Raw genomic sequence first — 21619 nt, 5'->3', positions numbered from 1 at the left:
ATTCCTTCACCCATGCTGCGTCGGCCAATCGCTCAGGCTGGCGCGACAGATCGCGCGGATTTCGCGCAAGACGACGCCAAAGGCTAGAAGGCGGGGATGGTCGATCTCTTCAGCATGTTCCGTCGGCGCCCCGCCAAGCGCGGCCGGCCAGGATTTGCGCGTCAGGACATCACTGCGCTCGGTGACAGCGTCGGCGGCCTCGTGCCCAGCCCTGTCAGGGACGCGCCGATTGCCCGCGACCAGCCCCGTGCGCCCGACCAGTTCCAAGGTAACTACGAGGCCGACTATGAGGCCGAGCCGCGTCCGCAGGCGGTTCATCCCGTCCGCACGGCTGCCAGGTCCAACGGCGCCGGCGCGCCGCAGCTGTTGAAGCGGCCCGGATTCCTGGCTGTGCATAGCGTGGAAAAGGCCTTTGGCAGCCGCCAGGTGGTGCGCGGCGTCAGCATCTATGTGCGCCGCGGCGAAGCCGTCGGCCTGCTCGGCCCGAACGGCGCCGGCAAGACCACCGTGTTCTACATGATCACCGGCCTGATCAAGGCCGATCGCGGCGCGATCGAGCTCGACGGCCACGACGTCACCAAGCTGCCGATGTATCAGCGCGCCCGGCTCGGCATCGGCTATCTGCCGCAGGAAGCCTCGATCTTCCGCGGCCTCACCGTCGAGCAGAACATCCGCGCCGTGCTCGAAGTGGTCGAGCCCTCGCGCAAGAAGCGCGAGCAGCAGCTCGACTCCCTGCTCGACGAGTTCAACATCACGCGGCTGCGGAAATCACCGTCGATCGCGCTGTCCGGCGGTGAGCGCCGCCGCGTCGAGATCGCGCGCGCGCTGGCGACGCGGCCGAACTACATGCTGCTCGACGAGCCCTTCGCCGGCATCGACCCGATCGCGGTCGGCGACATCCAGGATCTCGTCCGCCATCTCACCAACCGCGGCATCGGCGTGCTGATCACCGACCACAATGTCCGCGAGACGCTCGGCCTCACGGACCGTGCCTATATCGTCTATGCCGGGGAAATCTTGACGGAGGGAACTCCGGATGAGATCGTTGCCGATCCGGACGTGCGCCGCCTTTACCTTGGCGAGGAATTCCGCCTCTAGCCCGTTTTTGCGTTTCGTCAAGACGTGTACATCGGGCTCAGACTAGGATAAGCAAAAATCGGACCATTTTTGGGAACGGTTCTTGCTTCATGGCGCTTACGCAGAGATTAGAGTTCCGGCAGTCGCAGTCGCTGGTCATGACGCCGCAGCTGATGCAGGCGATCAAGCTGCTGCAATTGTCCAATCTCGATCTCACGACCTTCGTGGAGGAGGAGCTCGAGCGAAACCCGCTGCTGGAACGCGCCAGTGACGAGGCCCCCGCGGGCGAAGCTTCGGCCGAGGCCGGCAATTACGGCGATTCCGGGGGCGGTCAAGGTGACGGTCATGGCGATGGCCAGGGCGAGGACGGCTTCGGCGGCAGCGCGGAAGGTTTCGAGCCGGGTCAGGAAGAATGGATGAGCAAGGATCTCGGCACCCGCGCCGAGATCGAGCAGACCCTGGACACCGGCCTCGACAACGTCTTCTCCGAGGAGCCGGCCGAGGCGGCCGCGCGCAACGCCCAGGATGCCGCGCCGACCACCTATACCGAATGGGGCGGCGGCGCCTCCGGTGACGAAGACTACAATCTCGAAGCTTTTGTCGCGGCCGAGACAACGTTGTCGGGCCATCTCGCCGAGCAGCTCTCGGTCGCCTTCACTGCGCCCGCGCAACGCATGATCGGCCAGTACCTGATCGACCTCGTCGACGAGGCCGGCTATCTGCCGCCCGATCTCGGCCAGGCCGCCGAGCGTCTCGGCGCGTCGCAAGCCGAGGTCGAGAACGTCCTCGCGGTGCTGCAGAAATTCGATCCGCCCGGGGTCTGCGCGCGCTCTTTAAGCGAGTGCCTGGCGATCCAGCTGCGCGAGCTCGACCGCTACGACCCCGCGATGCAGGCACTGGTCGAGCATCTCGATCTGCTCGCCAAGCGCGACATCGCGGCTCTTCGCAAGATCTGCGGCGTCGACGACGAGGACATCGCCGACATGATCGGCGAGATCCGCCGCCTCAATCCCAAGCCCGGCATGAAGTTCGGCTCGGCGCGCCTGCAGACCATGGTGCCCGACGTCTATGTCCGCCCGGGTCCCGACGGCGGCTGGCATGTCGAGCTCAACAGCGACACCTTGCCGCGCGTGCTGGTCAACCAGACCTATTATTCCGAGCTGTCGAAGAAGATCGGCAAGGACGGCGACAAGTCCTATTTCACCGATGCGTTGCAGAACGCGACCTGGCTCGTGCGCGCGCTCGACCAGCGCGCCCGCACCATCCTGAAAGTGGCGACCGAGATCGTGCGCCAGCAGGACGGGTTCTTCACCCACGGTGTCGCCCATTTGCGCCCCCTCAATCTGAAGGCCGTCGCCGACGCTATCCAGATGCACGAATCCACGGTGTCGCGTGTCACCGCCAACAAATACATGGCGACCAACCGCGGCACGTTCGAGCTGAAATATTTCTTCACGGCCTCGATCGCCTCGGCCGACGGGGGCGAAGCGCATTCGGCGGAAGCGGTGCGTCACCACATCAAGCAGCTGATCGATTCGGAGGAGCCCTCCGCGATCCTGTCGGACGACACCATCGTGGAACGCTTGCGCGCCTCGGGCATTGATATTGCCCGCCGCACGGTCGCGAAGTACCGCGAAGCCATGCGCATACCTTCCTCGGTGCAACGCCGCCGCGACAAGCAGAGCGCTCTTGGTAACGTCCTCTCTACCGCCTTGTCCGATCGCTCCCGCAATCCCGAACCGGCCTGATTGCGCTGGCGCCAAATCGCGCTACTCTCGATACCCCATCGAGACCGATCCAAGCTGGGCACCAACCAAGCGAGGCATCACATGACTCTCAGAATCTCGGGAAAGAGCATCAGCGTCGGGGAGGCCCTGCGCGGCCGCGTTGCCGATCGCACCGACGAGGTGCTGCGCAAATATTTCGACGGCAATTATTCCGGCCACATCACGCTGAGCAAGGACGGCTTCGGCTTTCGCACCGATTGCGCCCTGCATCTCGATTCGGGAATCACGCTGGAAGCCGATTCGAACGCACCGGATGCCTATGCCAGCGCCGACCAGGCGCTGGTGATGATCGAGAAGCGGCTGCGGCGCTACAAGAACCGGCTCAAGGATCGCTCCGCTCGCAAGGCCCATGCCGCCTCCGAGGCAATGGCAGCGCTCGACGCCACCAGCTATGTGCTGGAAGCGCCGGCAGAGGGCGAAGAGGAAGTCGCCGGCTACAGCCCCGTGATCATCGCGGAGCAAACCACGTCGCTGAAGCGGCTCTCGGTCAGCGAAGCCGTCATGGAACTCGACCTCAGCGGGGCACCCTGCCTGGTATTCCAGCATGGTTCGTCCGGCCGGGTGAACATCATTTACCGCAGGGCGGACGGCAATGTGGGCTGGATCGACCCGCCGGGAGCCAAGGTGGACGGCCAAGCCGGTGGCTAAGGCCCCGCCAGCCGGCGCCCGTACCATCCCGGCCCTTAACAATGACGGGGGCAAAGCCGTACGCAGGAGTTGGCACCGGGATTGCGTTGGAGTAGAAGCCCCCCACATCTGGATCGGGGCTAAGTCCGCCTCCTGCTTCATGTTATTGACGCCGGCCGAGCTTGGTCTATCAAGCCGGCCAAATCGGAACCTGACGGTTTAATTCACCTCGGAAAGCTTCCATGCCGATTACCGATCTGGTCGCACCCGAGGCGATTCTCCCGGCATTGAAAGTCAACAGCAAGAAGCAGGCCTTGCAGGAGCTCGCGGCCAAGGCCGCCGAGCTGACCGGGCAGAACGAGCGCGCGGTGTTCGAGGTGCTGCTGCAGCGGGAGAAGCTCGGCACCACCGCGGTCGGCTATGGCGTCGCCATTCCGCACGGCAAGCTGCCCAAGCTCGAGAAGATCTTCGGCCTGTTCGCGCGGCTCGATCGTCCGATCGATTTCGAGGCGATGGACGGCCAGCCGGTCGATCTCGTCTTCCTGCTGCTGGCCCCCGAAGGCGCCGGCGCCGATCACCTCAAGGCGCTCGCCCGTATCGCCCGCCTGCTGCGCGACCAGGACATCGCCAAGAAGCTCCGCGCCTCGCGCGATGCGCAGGCGATTTATTCCGTGCTGGCGCTGCCGCCGGCGACCGCGGCGTAACCTCCCGTCCTTCTCGCCGGTCAAGGCCCGATCGTGTCTCGCACCTGATTGTGAGGGCAGCGTCCCGTCATGCCACCTTGATCTCAAAGGTAGAAGCTACGACAATCTTCCCGCTTGAGACGCACGGCACATTGGGCGGCGCCAACATCCGCTGAGAGCCGTTCGAAGCTGTGGACTGAGCGGACGTGACTGGGAATGGAATGACGCCGTTGCGCATTGCGGCCGCGGCGGGAGAATGGCCCTGGGAATCAGGCCTCGATCGGCCGATGCCCGCGGCAGGCGCGCGTGCGACGGCGCCGGTGGTGCGCGGCGAGGCAAGATCCGCCGTGTTTCAGGCGGTCAGCTCATGACCAGCCTGCCCGATTCCGAGGAGGACGACAGCGCGATCTGGCAAGCGCCCGGCGTCGGCGTGGAAAAGCTCGCCAGAATCGTGATGCGTGGCTCGATCACCGTCAACGTGATCGCGTCGATGGGCGTGTTCAACCCCGCGCTGCTTCCCGCAGAATGGAGCTTCGTGCAACAGGCCGTTGCGCTCCTGATGTGGGTCATCCTGATCTACGCCAGTGCCTTCGTGCGACCCTGCCTGCGCGTGCAGCCCAATCCCGATTTCATCGCACTGGTCGCATTCTATGCTCTCGCCGCTGTCTCCGTGCTCTGGAGCGGCCTCGCCGCCGCGGCGATCATGAAGAGCGCGGCCCTCGTGATGACGACCTTCGGTGCGTACTGCCTCATTACGCGGATCGACGTCGACGAGATCGTCGGAGCGACGGCGCTGGGGCTCTTCATATTGGTCGCCGCCTCGGCCTTGTGTGCGGTTTTCGTGCCCGAGATCGGCGTCGATCAGAGCTGGATGCACAACGGCCAGTGGCAGGGAATCTATGAATCGAAGCAGACCCTCGGCTTCATCAGCGCCTACCTGATGTTCTTTGCCTGCTATCAGAAGATGACGGGCCAGGGCTGGACATTTTTTCTGCTGACCTTTCTCCTGGCATCGACATGCGTCATCGCCTCGGAATCCCGTGGTGCCGGCGCCGTTGCAATTGCCGCCGGTGCACTGCTCATGACCTCGCTATGGTCGATCCGCTGCATGAGGATTTACGCGGTGCTGCCGGTCGTCATGTGCATCCTCGCTGCGCTGCTGATCCTGTATTTCTATGTGACAGGGTACGATTCCATCCATCTCGGCGAATCGACCATCAATTTGACCGAGCGCACCTTCATCTGGCAGTACGCCATCGGCCATTTCAACGATGCGCCGCTGCTGGGTTTCGGCATCAACGGGTTCTGGACGCGCCCTGCGATTTACGACTATTTCAACCAGAACCACGGCTGGGTGCTGGACAATTATCATAGCGGCTACATCGCGGTGGCGATGGAAACGGGATTCCTGGGATACGTGCTGTTCGTGGCGAGCGTCTATCTGTTCTCGGAAAAGGTCCTGTACCTGATCGCCACGCGGTCGATCGACCGTCGCCACTGCGCTCTCATCATCGGATTCGTCGTCCTCAGCTTTCAATCAAATTTCACGGAGACGATGTTTCTTCGCTCGACAATGTTCACCTCGGTGCTGCTCGTCGCATTCTTCTTCGCGGTCTGCCGGCCTGTGCCGCAGCAATGATGGGGCAGGCAGGATGAATGCCATCTGCGTCCGCTGGTCGGTCACTTTCGGCCTCGCCCTGGCGCTGTCCGTGCTTGGGATCTGCTTTCCGGCCGAAGCAAAAGCGCAGGCCCACGCGCCCGCTCCCCCAAAATTGGGACGGGGCATCAACATCCTCGGCTATGACGGCATCTGGGAGGGAGGCCGGAACGCGCCGTTTCGCCTGGACAACCTCACCGCGATCAAACGCGCCGGGTTCTCGCATGTCCGGATCAATTTCTTCGGCTTCAAGTTCATGAACCCCGGGAATTCGCTCGACGAAGTCGTCTTGAGGCGGCTCGATGCGGTGATCGAGGAGGTGCTCGCCAAAAATCTCATTCCCATCCTGGACGAGCACGACACCCATGTCTGTCAGCGCGACGTCTCCGAGTGCGCCGCGAAGCTGAAAGCGTTCTGGACGCAAATCGCCGCGCGCTATGCCGGAAAATATCCGAGGCTCGTCTTCGAGGTGCTCAATGAGCCGGGTGGGCAGATGACGTCCGCCGCCTGGAACGCCCTTCTGAACGAGTGCCTCGACATCATCCGCGCCACCAACCCCCGGCGGCCCGTGATCGCCGCGGTTCTCAACGTCGATGAGATGCCCGTCGAGGACCTGGTCCTGCCGTCGGATGACCGAAATCTCATCGTCACGTTTCACTATTACGCGCCGATCCGCTTCACCCATCAGGGCGCACCGTGGTCGCCGACGTTCTCGCAAATAGGCCCGCTTGATTGGGGCACGCCGGAGGACGAACGGAAGGCGCGCGCCGATTTCGACAAGATCCGCTCCTGGTCCGAACGGGAAAAGCGTCCGATCTATCTCGGTGAGTTCGGCGTGTACGAGGCCGCGCCAGCCGAAGCACGGACGAGATATCTGTCGTTCGTGGCGCGAAGCGCGGAGCGGCTCGGCTGGGCCTGGGCCTATTGGCAATTCGATCATGATTTCGCAGCCTTCGACAGCGCGCGTCAAAGCTGGAAGCCGGAGATCATGCGGGCGCTGATTCCGGCGGTGCGGTGAGGCAGGGGCGTGACCTGAACTCGGCCGCGCCGGTGCGAAGCCATCCGACGATCGGATAGTTCAGCCTGGAGCGCCGTCATCAGGCTTAAGGCGCCGTGTTGCGGCGCGTTGTGATCAAACAGTATCGAAGTACCAAATGTATCGGAGTGTTGCTCCTCGAATACAGCGCGCGGAGGCCGGCCGATGTACCTTACCGGAGATTTCTATCGCTGATTGCTTCGGGGGTGACGAATGAAACGACTGCTGCTGGCGACGTCGGCTCTGATTGTCGCAGGCTCTGCTCAAGGTGCCGATCTGGGAGCTCGTCCCTACACGAAAGCGCCGGTTGCGGCGGCCGTGCCTTTCAGTTGGACCGGCTGCTATATCGGGGGTCATGTCGGCGGCGGGGCGAGCCGAACGGGCTTCACGGATCCCGGCATCGGAACGGGGGCGGTCATCTCGCCTGCAATGACCATAGGCAGTGTGCCTGGTGATCGCATTGGGGTGAACGGAGACGTCGGAATTGTAGGAGGCGCTCAGGTAGGTTGCGACTACCAATTTGCCAGCAACTGGGTGCTCGGGATTGCCGGCGATTTCACGGCCACCGATCTTCACGGCACCGCCAACGATCCCTTCTTCGCCGGAAAGACCGGCGCGCCCGCCACTCTATCGAGCCGCACCGACTGGGTCGCCAGCGTCACGGGTCGGGTCGGCTACACATGGGATCGCGTGCTCGTTTATGGCAAGGGCGGCGTCGGGTTTGCGCATGACCGATACAATCTGAACAATTTCTCGTCGATTGGCGGCTTCTTTTGTCCCGGTGTGGGATTCCTCGTTTTTGAGCCCTGCAATTCAAGCGCCAGCACCGATCGTGTCGGCTGGGTGGCAGGTGCCGGTGTCGAGTGGGCCTTCGCCCCGAACTGGTCGGCCTTGGTCGAGTACACTCACTACGGCTTCGACAGCAAGCGCGTGGGATTCGCCAATCCAGCCGCCGCCACCACCGCGTTGATCGATATTCGTCAGGACATCGATATCGTGAAGGTAGGTATCAACTATCGGTTCGGCGGGTCACCCGTCGTCGCGAAGTACTGATTGATCGCTTAAGCAGACAAAGGGAGCGGCCGGGGCTCAACCTCGCGCCGCTTCCATGCGATTCACGATCCGCTGCCCGATCGGGCTCTTCAACCAGGCCTGGAAACCGGGCCGGTCCCAGATCATCCGACGCAATACCAGAAGCGATCCATCCGTATGCGATCGCACCGGTTTTTCGGGTTCGGGCTCGAGCGTCCATCCGAGCTTGGACAGATATTGAATGGTCGTCTGATTGCGCTCCAGCACGAACGCGCGGATGCGGCTCAGCTTGAGATCGTCGAACACGAACCTGAGCAGCGGAATGAAGGTGTTCACCGTCGCTCCGGCATTGCGGTGCTCCTTTTCTCCGATCACGGCGCTGACGAGCGCCTCGCTCGCCGCCGCGTTGATGTCGAGGCGGATGAAGCCGACATGGCTGCGGCTGCCACGCTCGAATATCCCGAGCAGGAGCCGTTCGCGCTGATCGAAGGATTTGATGTAGTCGGCGATCTCCGCCTTGGTCATCGCGCGCGGTGACGTGTTGAGGACATGCACGGTCCAGGGATCGGACAACCAGTCCGCCCAGCGCTGCGAGGCGTCATCGCGCTTGATGGTGCGCAGAAAATAGCGCCCGGCCGGAAACCACAATTGCTGCTTGGGCAGACGTTCGACTTTCGGCGGCATGCCGCATCTAAGCAGTTTCGAGTCGGACGATCAATTTGGATGGCGCAACGTGCAGGCCTCGAGCGGCGACGCCTTCGTGGGCGCCGCTCGTGCGCGTCAGCAGACCGTCGGCAGCAGGCGCCGGACTTCATCGAGCAGTTCGGGGACCGCCCTCTTGTCACCCGCGAGGTGCTTGAGCAGCGCACTCTGGAACAGACCGTCGAACAGCGCGTAGAGCGCGCCTGGCGACGACGCCGGCCGCTTGCCGCCGAGCTCGGCATACCGCGAGGCAATGCGCCAGATCATCGCTTCCAGGCTCTTGTCGATCTCGAGGACATCCTTGCGAAACGCCGCCTCGAACATCGCCTGCGAGCGCAAATCGTACCAAAGCCGGTGCATGCGGGCTTCGTTCTGCAGCGTTGCTGCGAGCTTGGCGAGGAAGCCCTCCGTCAATTCGTCGCGGCTCGTCGCTGTCGCGACGACCTCGTCATAGCGCGTCACGCACTTGGCCTTGTAGTGGCGAACGCAGCAGCAGATCAGGTCGAGCTTGTCGCTGAAATAATAGTGGAACACGCCGTGCGTGAACGCCGAGTTCTGCGCGATCTCCCGCAGGCTGGTCCGGGCGAAGCCGAGCTCTCCAAGCGTTTCGAGCGCCGCCTCGGCAAGCTCGATGCGTCGCGCGTTGAACTTGTCGTCCCGCACGATCTCCGCCACGGCCTCTCGCTTCGCCGCTCCTGTCGCTTGCCGCGCCATCGTCGCGCTGTCTCCCGTCTCTTGGTCACCACGATCACGTCGTCGGTCATCGTCTACAGACCATCCTCTTTGACAACTGTCAAATTTTTTCCTTGACAACTGTCAAGTTCCGGGAGGAGTGTGCGCGCCAAGAAATTTGGACAGTCGTCAAGACGTCAGCAAATGGAGGAAATGCACCCGCCGGCGCCGCGCCGCCGGAACGGACTCGCATGCCGTTGCGCAACCGCGCCGGCACCGTGCTGCCAACCCAGCACGCACCGATCATCAGCGAACAGATCAGTCCAACAGATCAGTCCAACAGATCAGTCCAAGCAAAGGGAGGACGTGCGATGAGTGAGAAGAGTCTTGATGGCCGCAAAGCCCTGGTCACCGGCGGAGCCCGCGGGATAGGAGCGGCTATTGCAGAAGCACTGGCGCGCTCCGGTGCGGCGGTCATGATCGGCGACATTCTCGATGACGTCGGCAAGGATAGCGCCGGCGAGATCGCCAGGCTCGGAGTGAAGACCGGCTTCGTGCATCTCGATGTCGCCGACGATGCGCAGTGGGAGAAAGCGACTGCTGCGACGGTCGCCACCCTCGGCGGCTACGACATCCTCATCAACAATGCCGGCATTGAGATCACGTCGCTGGTCAGCGAGATCAGGGCCGAGGATGCGCGGCGGATGTGCGACGTCAACATCGTCGGCACCGTGCTCGGCATGAAGCACGCCTTCCGCGCGATGCGGCCGGGTGGAGCGGCGGGCAAAGGCGGCGCGGTCGTCAACATCGCGTCTGTCGCGGCGACGATCGCCTTCCCGAGCATCGCGGTCTATTCCGGCACCAAATCTGCGGTCGATCGCATGACACGGGTCGCTGCGATGGAGGCCGGCAAGCTCGGCTATGGCGTCCGCGTCAACTGCATCTATCCCGGCTTGATCCCGACCGACATGGGCCTGCAGCTCGCCAACGACATCGTCAAGATCGGTCTCGCGCCCGACGTCAACGCCGCGGTCGGCTCGGTGGTGGAGCAGACGCCTCTCGGCAAGCTCGCGGAGGTCGGCGACATCGCCAATGCTGCGGTGTTCCTGTGCTCGAACGAAGCCCGCTTCATCACCGGCATCGGACTGCCGGTCGATGGCGGCATGGGAATGTGAGCTGCAAACCCGACAACGAACATTTCGGAGGAACGACAATGAGCGCGAAGAAGCCCGTCATCGTCTATGGCGCGTCCGGCTACACCGGCCGCCTGGTCTGCGAATACTTACGCGAGTACAACATCCCCTTCATCGCCGCGGGGCGCAGCGCGGAGAAGCTCAACGCCGCAATGAAAGCGAACGTGGCCGGTATCGAGACCGCCGACTACGAGGTGGTGGAAGTGCCGCACACCGTGAGCGCACTGACGGAGCTGTTCAACGGCGCCTCGGTGGTGCTCAACACCGTGGGCCCCTTCGCCAGGTTCGGCGCCGAGGTGGTGCAGGCCTGCTGGGCGTCCCGATGCCACTACACCGACACCACCGGCGAGCAGGACTGGCTGATCACGCTCGAGCAGGAATGGGGCACGAAGTTCGCCAATGCCGGCCTGCTGCTCGCGCCGGGCATCGCGCAGATGTACACCACCGGCGAGATCGCCGCGCAGCTATGCCTGGAGACGCCCGGCCTCGACACGCTCGATATCGCCGTGTTCTGGGGCGGCAGCCCGACCATCGCCTCGACGCAGACCATCCTGGTCAACGCCGCGATGGCAAAGGCCTACTATCTGGAGCAGAACAAGTATGTCGAGCATCAGGTGGATGCCGGTCTCTACAACCTCGCCATCCCCGGCCAGCATGAGCTCGCACTGGCGCTGCCCTGGGGCGGCACCTCGCACCCGGTGTGGTTCAAGCGCGATCCGCGCGTGGCCAACGTGAAGGTGCTGGGCGGTGTGTTCAACCGCGCGCTGATGCTGGGCGTGCCGCAGATCGTCGCCGCTGCGCTGGACGCGACCAAGGACATGAACCCCGATGACCGCTACGCCGCCTTGGCGCAGACCGCCGCCGGCGTGATGAACACCATGCCGCCGCGCGAGAACCCACGTGTCAACAAGTCGCTGGATTCGGTGCACGCCTCCGGCCCGCTCGGGCGCGCGCACTGCGTCATCAACGGCAACAGCAATTACAAGCAGACCGGCTTGCTGCAGGCCTATGCAGCGGCGCACCTGCTGCAGCAGCCGCCCAAGCGCGTGGGCTTCGCCTCCGGCTGCCAGGCATTCGGTCACCACGAGCTCCTCGGCCAGCTGCGCAGCTTCGGGTTGGTCAGCAAACCAATCCTCACCGTGCACGACTGAGCAAGATCGCGGGTGGCGCGGCCGCGCGCCACCCGCCAGCTGCTTCCGGGATTGGCCATGCGCTTTATCGATTACCTCGACAAAGGTGCTTCGCTCGGCGCTGATGCGCCGTGCCTGACCATGGACGGTCGCGATCTCAGCTATCGCGAGGTGCAGCAGCTGAGCTACCGCGTCGCGCGCGGGCTCGCGCGATCGGGTATTGCTGCCGGCGAGAAGGTCGCAATCCTTTCCGGCAACGATCCGGTCGCGTTTGCATGCGTGTTCGGTATTTCCCGCGCGGGCTCGGTTTGGTGCCCGATCAATCCGCGCAACGAGGCGGCCGAAAACCGGCTCATCCTCGACCAATTCGATTGCAGCCTGCTGCTGTTTCACTCGAGCTTCGCGCCGATGGTCGAGGCGGTGCGTGCAGAGCTGCCGAAGCTGCGTGTCCTCGTCTGCCTCGATGCCGAATTGCCCTTCGCGCCCTCGTTCGACAGCTGGCTCGCGGGCCTGTCCGCCGACCGATATCAACGCGAGACGGTGGACGATCTCGCGATGCTTCCCGGCACCGGCGGCACCACCGGAAAGCCGAAGGGAGTCATGCTGTCGGGTCGCAACATCGAGGCCATGACGGCACTGACGCTGATGGGCTATCCCTTCAAGGGCCGTCCAACCTATCTCGCGCTCGCGCCGTTGACCCATGCGGCCGGTGTGCTGTGTTTCCCGATTATGGCGCTCGGCGGTCGCATCGTGATCATGCATCGCCCCGACATCGCGGAATTCCTCGAATTGATCGAGCGCTACCATGTCACGCACACCTTCCTGCCGCCGACATTGATCTACATGCTGCTCGATCATCCCAAGCTCGACTCGGCGAAGCTCGGGTCTCTGCAATGCTTCTGGTACGGCGCGGCACCGATCTCGGCCGCACGGCTTGCGGAGGCGCTGCGGCGCATCGGGCCCATGGCGCAGTTGTTCGGTCAGACTGAAGCGCCGATGATGATCTCGATGATGGCACCGGATGAGCATTACAATGCCGATGGCACGATCGCGATGGAGCGCCTCGCCTCGGCGGGGCGGATCAGCCCGTTGGTGCAGGCCGGCATCATGGATGGCGACGGCAATTTGCTGCCGACCGGCTCACGCGGCGAGATCGTGGTTCGCGGCTCGCTGGTGATGGAAGGCTACTACAAAAATCCCGAAGCCACGGCGGAGGCCTCCGCGCATGGCTGGCACCACACCGGCGACATCGGCTACATCGACGACGATGGCTACCTCTACATCGTCGATCGCGCCAAGGACATGATCATCACCGGCGGGTTCAACGTCTATTCGATCGAGGTCGAGAACGCGCTGCGGGCGCATGAGGCGGTACAGGATTGCGCCGTGATCGGCCTTCCGGACGAGAAATGGGGTGAGCGTATCGTTGCCGTGGTGCAGCCCCGTGCCGGCCAGAGCGTCGATGCGACGGCGCTGGCGGCCTTCGTCAAGCAGCGGATCGGCAGCGTCAAGACACCGAAGCAGATCGAAGTCTGGGACGATCTGCCGCGCTCCAAGGTCGGCAAGGTGCTGAAGCCGGATATCCGCGCGCGGCTGGCAGATCGCTCAGGCGGTTAGCTAAAGCATGATCCTGAAAAGTGCGAAGCGCTTTTCCGGAGAGATCATGCGTGAACAACAACCTAAAGCGCGATGATGATTCATCCCATTCTCATCGCGCTTTAGTCCGAAAGCCGCTCCAGCACGTCGCGCACCAGCCCTTGCAGGAGATCGAGCTTGTAGGCCGTCATCGGCAATGGCTTGGCACCTGAGCTCGCCGCTTTCGCCGCTTCTGCGATCGATGCCGCATTGGTAAGCTTGCCGCTGAGCTGGACTTCCACGGCGGTGAGGCGAAGCGGCACGGGCGCGACGCCGCCGGCAGCGAGACGCACCAGCTGGAACTTGCCGCCGGCGATCACGACGCGGGCGCAGAGTTCCACCAGCGGCCATTCCGCATAGGTCCGGCTGATCGCCCGCTTGTAGGAAGCGCGCTCGCCTTGATGCGGAGCAGGAAGCGCAATGTTCTTGATCATCTCGCCTGCTGCGAGTGTATGATCGGCGTGCGCGACCGAGCCGTCGCCGAGGAGACCGCTAATCGTCAATCCGCTGCGCCGGTCCGTGGTGATGGTCGCATCATAGGCGAGCAGAGCCGCCGCCATGGTCGAGGGATGCGGCGCGATGCACGGTCCGAGATCGAAGGCAACGCCATAGAGATGATTGCCGGAACGGGCAGGGCAGGTGCTGCCGCCTTTCTTCAGGCAATTGATGTCGGCCCGGCGGAAATACCAGCAGCGTGAACGCTGCGCGAGATTGCCGCCGAGCGTGGCAACGTTGCGCACCTGTGGCGTCGCGAGCCCTTGCGCGCTCGCCGCAATGCCGGGATAAGCGGCGAGGATGCGAGCGTCCGTCGCGATCGTGGCGATGGTGGCGAGCGCGCCGATCCGGGCCGCTCCATCGGCTCCCCAGCTGATCGTCTTGTCGCCGCTGGTCGAGATATCGATCAGCATTCCCTGCGACACGCCGCTGCGGCGGCGTTCGCTGAAGTCGGTGCCTCCGGCGCGGAATTCAGGCGTGGGATTGGCGGTGATGACGGCGACACTCATGCTGCATCCCTCCCTTTCAGCGCGGCCACAAGACGATCGGGCCGGAACGGAATTTCGGTCAGTCTCACGCCGATCGCATCGCGAATGGCGTTAGCGATCGCGGGCGAGGTCGGCACGGTGGCGACTTCGCCGATGCCGACGCTGCCGCCCGGCACATGCTCGAAACCGGCCTCGTCGAAATGCACGTCCAGTTTCGGCATGTCGGCAATCCCCGGGATGCGGTAATCCTCCATGCTGCCGCTCAGGATGTGGCCGCTCGAGGGATCGGTCTCCCGCGTCTCATAGAGCGCGTAGCCGATGCCCTGGATCACCGCGCCCGCGGCCTGGCTTCGCGCCAGCGTCGGCGCGGCGAGCTTGCCGACCGCGAGGCCCGTATAGGCGTTGAGCACGCGCACATGGCCGAGCCAGGTATCGACCTCGACTTCCATCACCTGCACCGAGCTCGGCACGCCGGCGCCCACCACCATGTGATTCATCAGACGCAGCACCCAACCGAACACCCGGCCCATGATGCCCGCCTCGTGCAGCGCGGGCCTGACGCCGGGCGGCGGCTTGCCGTCCTCCTGGCGCTTGGCCGACACGGCGATATCAGGAGAAGCCGCGATCATCTCGCGCCACGGCGCGTTCGAGCCCGGAGCAGGTGTGCGAGACGCGGTGCGCCTGATTTCCGCTTTCAGCTTGTCGATGGCGAGCAAGGTCGGCGGCACCACTGAGGCGGTGACGCGGCTGCCGCCGGAACCCGGTCCGCGGGGCAGGCTGGAGCGGCCGATGCGAACGTCCACATCATGCGGTTCGAGATCGAACGCCTTCGCGACGGTGTTCGCGATCACGCTGCGTGTGCCCGTGCCGATATCCTGGACCGCGCAGCTTGCGACGATGCGGCCGCCCTTGATCGCGAGTTCGACCGAGGAGCCGGTCTGCCAGAGATAGAGCCAGTAACCGGTGGCGACGCCGACGCCGCGCCGGTAGCGGCCGGTCTGCGATGCGGCTGGCTTGCGGCTCTTCCAGACGTCGAGGCCGGCAGCCCAGTCGTACAGTCGCTGGCGGTTGGGATCGGGGTCCCAGAGCTTGCGCAGCTGAATCGGATCGACCTTCATGCGCAGTGCGGCTTCGTCGACCGCCTGCTCCAGCGCAAACGACATCGGCGGACCGCCGGGGCCGCGGAACGGCGCGCCGGGCGGCAAATTGCTGAGCACGTCGAAGTCGACGAGCTCCTTTGCTTCGGCCGGATAGATCAGCCGCGCCAGGCCCGCGATCAGCGAGTTCACGGCGGCGCCGGTATCGGCATGGGCGGTGAGCGACAGCGCCTTGAGGCGGCCTTCCGCAGAAGGCAGCAAGGACAGCTTCAGCTCGGCGGCCGGACGGTAGCCGGTGACGGAAAGCTCCTCTTCACGATCGAAGGCGACGCGCACCGGCGCCTTCGCGGCGCGCGCAAGCTCGATCGCGGCGATGGTCTCCAGCCCAACGCTGCCCTTGGAGCCGAATCCGCCGCCGACGTGATCGGCGATCACACGCACCTTGTCGTGCGGAAGGCCATAACGCTTGGCGAGCTTCTCCATGCTCTCGTGGATGGCCTGGGTCGAGATGTGCACAATGAGCTGATCGCCATCGAACCTGGCCACGGCGGCATGTGGTTCGAGGCTTGCGTGCTGTTGCGTCGAGACGCGAAAGGTCTCCTCGACCAGCAGCGGATTGCGTTGCTGGCGCGCCTCGTCAAGCCAGCTCTTGGCGCGCTTGGCTTTCTGCGAGAACGGCGCCGAGGGCCCGCGCACATTGCCCTTCCACGACACCGGAGCGCCGCCTGCGCCCTCGGACACGTTGCCGGCACGCTTGCGGTCCTTCTTTTCGAACACGACTGGTGCATCGTCGCGTCGCGCTGCATCGAGCCCGATCACAGCGGGCAAAGGCTCGGGCTTGAAGCTGATCGCGGCGATGGCCTGCAGTGCGGTGCGGCGATCCTTGGCCGCGACGGCTGCAATCGGCGCGCCGACGAAGCGGACCATGTTGTCATCGTCGAGCAGCGGAACGACTGCGGCAACACCGGCAATGGCGCGCGCCGGCGCCAGATCGAGCCCGGTGATCCTCGCATGCGCGACGTCCGCGCGCAGGATGACGCCTTCGAGCTGGCCGTCATGGTGAATGTCGACCGTGTAGCGGGCCAGTCCCGTCACCTTGTCGCGGGCTTCCAGCCGCGGCGCGATGGGCTCGTTGCCGTCGAAGCGGCCTGAACAAGCCTCCGCCACCGCGCGAAAAATGCCTTCATAGGCGCCGCAGCGGCAGAGATGTCCAGATAGCGCGGCGGCGATCTCCTCGCGTGAGGGTGTCGCCGCGCCCTTGGTCGCGCGCCAGCTGTCATGGAAGGCGGTGGCTTCGACGACAAAGCCGGGCGTGCAGAAGCCGCATTGCAGGGCATCGTGCGCCATGAACGCCTTCTGCACCGGATGCAATCCGGTCGCTCCGACGCCCTCGATGGTCGTCAGCGATTTGTCGGCGGCCGCCTGCGCCGGCAACAGGCAGCTCACGACGGGCGTGCCGTCGAGCAGCACGGTGCAGGCGCCGCAGACGCCGGAGCCGCAGACGAGTTTTGTGCCGGTGAGGCCGCCATCGCGGATCACGTCGATCAAGAGCGCATCCGGATCGTCGGGCAGCACCAAAGGCCGTCCATTGATGGTCGTGCTGGTCATTTTCGAACTCCCGTTTTGCGTGGGGACTTCTTTGCGGACGGCGCCATCGCGCCGGCGATCAGCATGCGCAGCATGGTCTCGAGCTGCTTCAGGAACGCGTCGACCGGCTGCATGGAAGGGAAAGCGGATTTGGTGCCGTGGATCGCCATCTCGACGCAGCGCGCGAGCTCGCGCACGCTGACGCCGCTTTCGAGGTTAAGCTTTCGCTTGCGGCACACCCGCGCGATCGTGGTTGCGATCTCGTCGGCGAAACGGTTGGAATAGCTCTGGTAGAGATCGCGCGCCTGCGCGAGGTGCTCGGAAAACAGCTCCTCGGTATGGGGCGAGTCCTTCAGCGAAGCGAGCAGCGACTGCATTCGCGCGCCGATCTCGGCGACCAGGATGTCGGCAAGCTCGAGGCCCGCTTCTTCCGCCGCCTTCGCTGCCGCGATTTCGGCAGCGAGCCCCTGCGCGTAGATCCGCTCGAGCACGGCGCGAAACAGCGCCTCCTTGGAGGCGAAGTGATGATAGAGCGCCTGCCGCGTCAGCCCGGCTTCCTCCGCCGCCAGCTCGATCGAGGAGCGGCGGAAGCCGTGGCGCCGGAACACGCGCAAGGCGGCGTCGAGGATCCGGTCCCGGGGAGGGGCCTTGGCCTGCATTTTGTCAGATTTGACAAATGAGAATGAAATGTCAAATCACGGATTGATGACGGTTTCGTGCGGGGCTGCGCTTCGCTTTCTGGTCCTCGTTGAGGGCCCGAATGAACTTCAAGCTGGATTAAGCCCGAGGACCAGATCAGAGATCCCCCGGCTCGCTTTGCGTAAGGTCAAGTGAAGCAGTTTTTATGGCTCCGCTTTCGGGATGGGGACGATGATGACGGTCAGGATAATGTTCCTGGCCATGTCTTCCGGCTTCCCGAAGATGGCGCGAATACGCGTAGCACCCTCCATCACGGCACCCCGCTTGTAGTTAGGATGAGCCTGAACGGCTGCGAAGGCGGTCTCGACAACAGAGCTGGTATCTTGATTACGACTGAAGATGATGAGAGCGGTTTTCGTGTCGCGCCAAGTTACGTAGCCGAAGAGCTGGTTCGCCGCATCCGTGAACTGTTTCTGGCCGTGCCAAATCTTGCACTCGGCGATGAAGAGATTGGTATTGCCATCCCTGATGAGTATGTCGGTATGTCCAATACCATTGAAGGTCTCGCCGGTCGCCGAACCTTCGTACTGGCCGTTTAGCTGAACGAGGTAGTGGTCTCTGATTGTCTCTTCTGGAGCTATCGAGAAGACCCTCGGATTGCGCTCCATGACAAAGGACATGTTCTCGATGATTCGCAGGATGTTCTGATATTCCGTCTCGTCAATTGTGGGCTCAGGTTGGAAGGACCCTGTTGCCGTGGTCATCGGACCGTCCCTGGGAGCGAAAGGCTAGCCAATTCAGATTTCGCTAGCCTAGTACGTCCTGACCAAATCTGCTACCTAGGGTTAGCCGAGACTTGAGTCTCGGCTTTTTTATTGGTGTTCGGATGGACAAAGTCAGAGACATTTTCTCGTACTTCGTAGCAGCGATGTCGATGTTCGCCATGTTGGGCGCCGTCTATCAAGCGTTCAACAACCAGAAGGGCTCAGCGTTGACGCTGGGTACGCTCTTTCTCTTGGGGACGCTGGTCGTCTTCCTTCCTCAGGTCGAATTCATCAAGACCCTAGGTGTTGAAGCCAAGCTTCGGCAAACAGTCATCGAGGCCTTGGCTACCTTGGCTAGTGTTAGGCGGTTGGCGGAGATCTCTGCCCGAGCGAGCTATCTCACAATAGCCTGGGGCAATCGACTGGGAACTCCATCGACCAAGGACAAGCAATCCGTTCTCGATGACATTGATGCTCAATTGAGCGATCTCAAAGTGACCCCTGAGGAGCGCGCCGTTATCGTCGCGCCGTGGGTCCAAATGATTAAGGCGGATTTCTTCTTCCTTTTCAGTCGAGTTCTCCGGGAGTTTGCGACCGTGAAGTCACAGGACCTCACTCAGAAGGTCCAGACAACACAAAGCCAAGAGGCTCGAGACGCCAATATGGCCCATTCCGCGCTCATAACACCTTGGACACAGCAGCGAAACAACTTCAACCCGATGGAACGCTTAGGGGTTAAGACGCTGTCGGACGTCATAGACGAGTATCTGCCGGCAAAAGGCGGATGGTTATCAGACAAGGAGTTGGCGGCATTCGAAGCATTCAAGAAAGAACTTGTGCGTCTGAATGCGGAGTCCGAGAAGAAGGGTGGCTACACGCCGGAAGCGGCCAGCTACTACGACTACCTCAAAGAGCGGCAGATCGAGAAGGCTAAGCAGCTTTGGGAGAACTCTCGCTAGTTGCGGATTTCTAAGTCGCGCGCGCATGTTTCGTCTGCAACTCAAGACGGGCGAGCGTTGCGCTAGAATGGACGGATGTTGGGCAAATCGGTTTGATGAGGTGGCGCCGCTGGGCGAAGCCTGCGAGTGCCAAGTCCGACCGGCCCATGATCCTCATTCCGCTCATTGGTATCCTTTGCTGGTGGTACAAAAAAGGCACGCCTTCTTGCGAAGGCATGCCCGTTTGAAACCCTATTCGTGCGACGCGCGTGCTTAGTGCACGCTCACCGCTTGCAGCTCGTTGCTCCAGGCGTTGGCGATCGCAGCTTCGCGGCTGTCGGTCAGCATGATCGGCGTGCCATCGGCGGCGTGGAGCGCGAAAAGCTTGAGGCCCGGCGCGATCTTGGGCGCCTCGGGGAACAGGCCCGGCACGTCCTCGGAGCGGATCTGCTTCACATAGGCGATATGGCCTTCGCCCAGGGTTGCCAGCGTCTCCGGAGAGACGTTCTTGGCTTCGTATTCGAACGCAACGTGACCTTCACTCATGGTCTCGACTCCTCTGGAACACTAAGCGGTCGAGTCCGCTACTCGTTCCATTATTCGTGCTCATTGATAGCGATTGTCTTAACGATCCGCTCCGGTTCAGGCCGGGCCAGATCGATCGACAACAACCCGTTCTTCAGATCCGCACCCAGCACCAGCATCCCCTCCGCCAGCACGAAGGTGCGCTGGAAGTGGCGCGCGGCGATGCCGCGATGGATGTATTGCCGGGTCTTGTCGTCCTGCTGCCGCCCGCGGATCACGAGCTGGTTTTCCTCAATGGTTACATCGAGTTGGTCGCGCGTAAATCCGGCGACCGCCAGCGTGATGCGCAAACGCTCGGGCTGGCCGTCCGTGCGGTCGCACCTCTCGATATTGTAGGGAGGATAACCGTCGGCGCCTTTGACGACCCGATCGAGCACGCGCTCGATCTCGTCGAAGCCCAGCAGGAAGGGACTGGAGAGCGTTGGAACACGAGACATAGTTTACAAAGTCCTCTCGAAGCGACTTTGGTGCATCAGGGCCCGCGAGCGGCGCCCCTTGATGAGCAATATGGGCATGTTCCCCTGTGGGTTCAAGCAGGTAGCGGGGGAGCTGTGGACGGGCCACTTTCCGCCATCGCCCGAATGCCTGGTTCGTCGTGGTTGGCATGACGCGTCGCGCGAGGCGATTTATCCCAACAAAAACAAACCCCCTTCTACTGTGCATGGGGTTGTTTTCGCACTTTTGTCGTCACGCCCCGGAGCCGCTCAGCCCTTGAGCCGCGTCCGCCCGTCGTCGCTGAACAGATGCAGCTTGGCCCGCACCGCCGCGACGCGGATTCTCGCGCCGATGGCGGGCGCTTGGGTTCCGGGAATGCGGACGATGACCTCGCCGGGCGGCAGCTCGCCGGGCGTGGCGGCGACGCGCTGGTCCTCCTGCTCGCGGGAGCCGTAGACGAAGGTCTCGGCGCCGACGCGCTCGATGGCTTCGACGGTGAGCGGCAGGGCGAGGCCGCCGGCCGGCGTCTCGTCGGTGATGACGAAATCCTCCGGGCGGATTCCGACGATGCCGGCATCGGCCGCGGCGCTGCCGGCGAGCTGCGACCGGATCTCCTCGGGCCGGGTCGACATCAAGTTCATCGGCGGCGCGCCGATGAAGGAGGCGACGAAGGTCGTCGCCGGTTTCTCGTAGATATCAAGCGGATTGCCGACCTGCTCGACCTGGCCGCCGTTCATCACCACGAGGATGTCGGCCAGCGTCATCGCCTCGAGCTGGTCATGGGTGACGTAGATCGACGTCGTGTTGAGCCGGCGCTGCAATTTGCGGATCTCGACCCGCATCGCGATGCGCAGCTTGGCGTCGAGGTTGGACAGCGGCTCGTCGAACAAAAACACCTTCGGCTGGCGCACGATGGCGCGGCCCATGGCGACGCGCTGGCGCTGGCCGCCGGAGAGCTGGCGCGGCTTGCGCTCTAGCATGGCGGAGAGCTCGAGCACGCGCGCGGCTTCCTCGACGCGGGTCTTGATCTCGGCCTCGGCCATGCCGCGGTTGCGCAGGCCATAGGCCATGTTGTTGTAGACGCTCATATGCGGATAGAGCGCGTAGTTCTGGAACACCATCGCGATGTCGCGATCGGCGGGCTCTACTCCGTTGACGACGCGGCCGCCGATGTCGATCTCGCCGCCGGTGACCGTCTCCAGCCCCGCGACCATGCGCAGCAGCGTGGACTTGCCGCAGCCGGAGGGGCCGACCAGCACGCAGAACTGTCCGTCGCCGACATCGACGTCGACGCCCTTGATGGCCTCGAAGCCGCCGGGATAGGTCTTGCGGACGCTGCGCAGGGTGACGTTGGCCATAA

At 63.5% G+C, this 21619-nt stretch carries 20 protein-coding genes; 11 read left to right on the top strand and 9 right to left on the bottom strand.

Features of this window, described 5'->3' with window-relative positions:
- Nucleotides 1–96: 96 nt before the first annotated feature.
- The 7 genes from lptB to XF30_RS03110 all read left to right on the top strand — a co-directional run bounded on the left by lptB (nucleotide 97) and on the right by XF30_RS03110 (nucleotide 7920).
- Entirely contained in the window at nucleotides 97–1098 is a 1002-nt protein-coding gene (gene lptB / locus XF30_RS03140) for an LPS export ABC transporter ATP-binding protein (protein WP_109141885.1), read from the top strand.
- A gap of 89 nt (nucleotides 1099–1187) precedes the next feature.
- Nucleotides 1188–2825, top strand: a complete 1638-nt coding sequence (gene rpoN / locus XF30_RS03135) for an RNA polymerase factor sigma-54 (RefSeq protein WP_109141884.1) — start codon at nucleotides 1188–1190, stop codon at nucleotides 2823–2825.
- An 81-nt stretch (nucleotides 2826–2906) separates the two neighbouring features.
- A complete protein-coding gene (gene hpf, locus XF30_RS03130) occupies nucleotides 2907–3512 on the top strand; it encodes a ribosome hibernation-promoting factor, HPF/YfiA family (RefSeq protein ID WP_109141883.1) in 606 nt (201 codons plus the stop codon).
- A gap of 221 nt (nucleotides 3513–3733) precedes the next feature.
- Nucleotides 3734–4195: a PTS IIA-like nitrogen regulatory protein PtsN gene (ptsN, locus tag XF30_RS03125; protein WP_063681444.1), complete on the top strand. Its 462-nt coding sequence runs from the start codon at nucleotides 3734–3736 to the stop codon at nucleotides 4193–4195.
- 346 nt (nucleotides 4196–4541) lie between these two features.
- Nucleotides 4542–5813, top strand: a complete 1272-nt coding sequence (locus XF30_RS03120) for an O-antigen ligase family protein (RefSeq protein WP_109141882.1) — start codon at nucleotides 4542–4544, stop codon at nucleotides 5811–5813.
- Nucleotides 5814–5826: 13 nt separating this feature from the next.
- Nucleotides 5827–6849 carry a glycoside hydrolase family 5 protein gene (locus XF30_RS03115; RefSeq protein ID WP_109141881.1) on the top strand — a complete coding sequence of 341 codons (1023 nt, stop codon included), beginning with the start codon at nucleotides 5827–5829 and terminating at the stop codon, nucleotides 6847–6849.
- A gap of 231 nt (nucleotides 6850–7080) precedes the next feature.
- A complete protein-coding gene (locus XF30_RS03110; protein WP_109141880.1) occupies nucleotides 7081–7920 on the top strand; it encodes an outer membrane protein in 840 nt (279 codons plus the stop codon).
- 36 nt (nucleotides 7921–7956) lie between these two features.
- Here XF30_RS03110 and XF30_RS03105 read toward each other — a convergent pair whose 3' ends face one another.
- Complete coding sequence (locus XF30_RS03105; RefSeq protein ID WP_109141879.1) at nucleotides 7957–8583, bottom strand: GNAT family N-acetyltransferase; 627 nt, start codon at nucleotides 8581–8583, stop codon at nucleotides 7957–7959.
- A 96-nt stretch (nucleotides 8584–8679) separates the two neighbouring features.
- Complete coding sequence (locus tag XF30_RS03100; protein ID WP_050991851.1) at nucleotides 8680–9315, bottom strand: TetR/AcrR family transcriptional regulator; 636 nt, start codon at nucleotides 9313–9315, stop codon at nucleotides 8680–8682.
- Nucleotides 9316–9644: 329 nt separating this feature from the next.
- Between XF30_RS03100 and XF30_RS03095 the strand changes: the two genes are divergently transcribed.
- From XF30_RS03095 to XF30_RS03085, 3 genes are read left to right on the top strand one after another with little or no spacing between them, the layout of a single operon-like run.
- Nucleotides 9645–10448: an SDR family NAD(P)-dependent oxidoreductase gene (locus tag XF30_RS03095; protein ID WP_057026597.1), complete on the top strand. Its 804-nt coding sequence runs from the start codon at nucleotides 9645–9647 to the stop codon at nucleotides 10446–10448.
- 38 nt (nucleotides 10449–10486) lie between these two features.
- Nucleotides 10487–11617, top strand: coding sequence for a DUF5938 domain-containing protein (locus XF30_RS03090; protein WP_109141878.1), 1131 nt, complete (start codon nucleotides 10487–10489; stop codon nucleotides 11615–11617).
- A gap of 57 nt (nucleotides 11618–11674) precedes the next feature.
- Nucleotides 11675–13213, top strand: a complete 1539-nt coding sequence (locus XF30_RS03085; protein ID WP_109145547.1) for an AMP-binding protein — start codon at nucleotides 11675–11677, stop codon at nucleotides 13211–13213.
- Between the two features lie 101 nt (nucleotides 13214–13314).
- Here the strand turns inward: XF30_RS03085 and XF30_RS03080 are convergent, their stop codons facing one another.
- The 4 genes from XF30_RS03080 to XF30_RS03065 all read right to left on the bottom strand — a co-directional run bounded on the left by XF30_RS03080 (nucleotide 13315) and on the right by XF30_RS03065 (nucleotide 18301).
- Entirely contained in the window at nucleotides 13315–14235 is a 921-nt protein-coding gene (locus XF30_RS03080) for an FAD binding domain-containing protein (RefSeq protein ID WP_109141877.1), read from the bottom strand.
- Entirely contained in the window at nucleotides 14232–16919 is a 2688-nt protein-coding gene (locus XF30_RS03075) for a molybdopterin-dependent oxidoreductase (protein WP_109141876.1), read from the bottom strand. The genes XF30_RS03080 and XF30_RS03075 overlap by 4 nt, the downstream gene beginning before the upstream one ends.
- A complete protein-coding gene (locus XF30_RS03070) occupies nucleotides 16916–17557 on the bottom strand; it encodes a TetR/AcrR family transcriptional regulator (protein ID WP_109141875.1) in 642 nt (213 codons plus the stop codon). Before XF30_RS03070 ends, XF30_RS03075 begins: the two co-directional genes overlap by 4 nt.
- A 183-nt stretch (nucleotides 17558–17740) precedes the next feature.
- Nucleotides 17741–18301, bottom strand: coding sequence for a hypothetical protein (locus XF30_RS03065; RefSeq protein WP_109141874.1), 561 nt, complete (start codon nucleotides 18299–18301; stop codon nucleotides 17741–17743).
- Nucleotides 18302–18423: 122 nt separating this feature from the next.
- Between XF30_RS03065 and XF30_RS39075 the strand changes: the two genes are divergently transcribed.
- Nucleotides 18424–19260, top strand: a complete 837-nt coding sequence (locus XF30_RS39075; RefSeq protein WP_244608864.1) for a hypothetical protein — start codon at nucleotides 18424–18426, stop codon at nucleotides 19258–19260.
- A gap of 252 nt (nucleotides 19261–19512) precedes the next feature.
- On the opposite strand, the gene XF30_RS03055 is transcribed toward XF30_RS39075, so the two are convergent.
- The 3 genes from XF30_RS03055 to XF30_RS03045 form a co-directional block, all read right to left on the bottom strand.
- Nucleotides 19513–19785 (bottom strand): BQ00720 family protein, encoded by a 273-nt coding sequence (locus XF30_RS03055; RefSeq protein WP_007598581.1) that lies wholly within the window; start codon nucleotides 19783–19785, stop codon nucleotides 19513–19515.
- A gap of 50 nt (nucleotides 19786–19835) precedes the next feature.
- A complete protein-coding gene (locus XF30_RS03050) occupies nucleotides 19836–20261 on the bottom strand; it encodes an Hsp20 family protein (RefSeq protein ID WP_024338612.1) in 426 nt (141 codons plus the stop codon).
- Nucleotides 20262–20528: 267 nt separating this feature from the next.
- A complete protein-coding gene (locus XF30_RS03045; protein WP_109141873.1) occupies nucleotides 20529–21617 on the bottom strand; it encodes a sn-glycerol-3-phosphate import ATP-binding protein UgpC in 1089 nt (362 codons plus the stop codon).
- Nucleotides 21618–21619: the final 2 nt, after the last annotated feature.

The organism is Bradyrhizobium sp. SUTN9-2, from assembly GCF_003122645.1.
Taxonomy (GTDB): Bacteria; Pseudomonadota; Alphaproteobacteria; order Rhizobiales; family Xanthobacteraceae; genus Bradyrhizobium; species Bradyrhizobium yuanmingense.
Note: the sequence above shows the minus strand (reverse complement) of the source record. Positions and strands in the feature narration are given on the sequence as shown.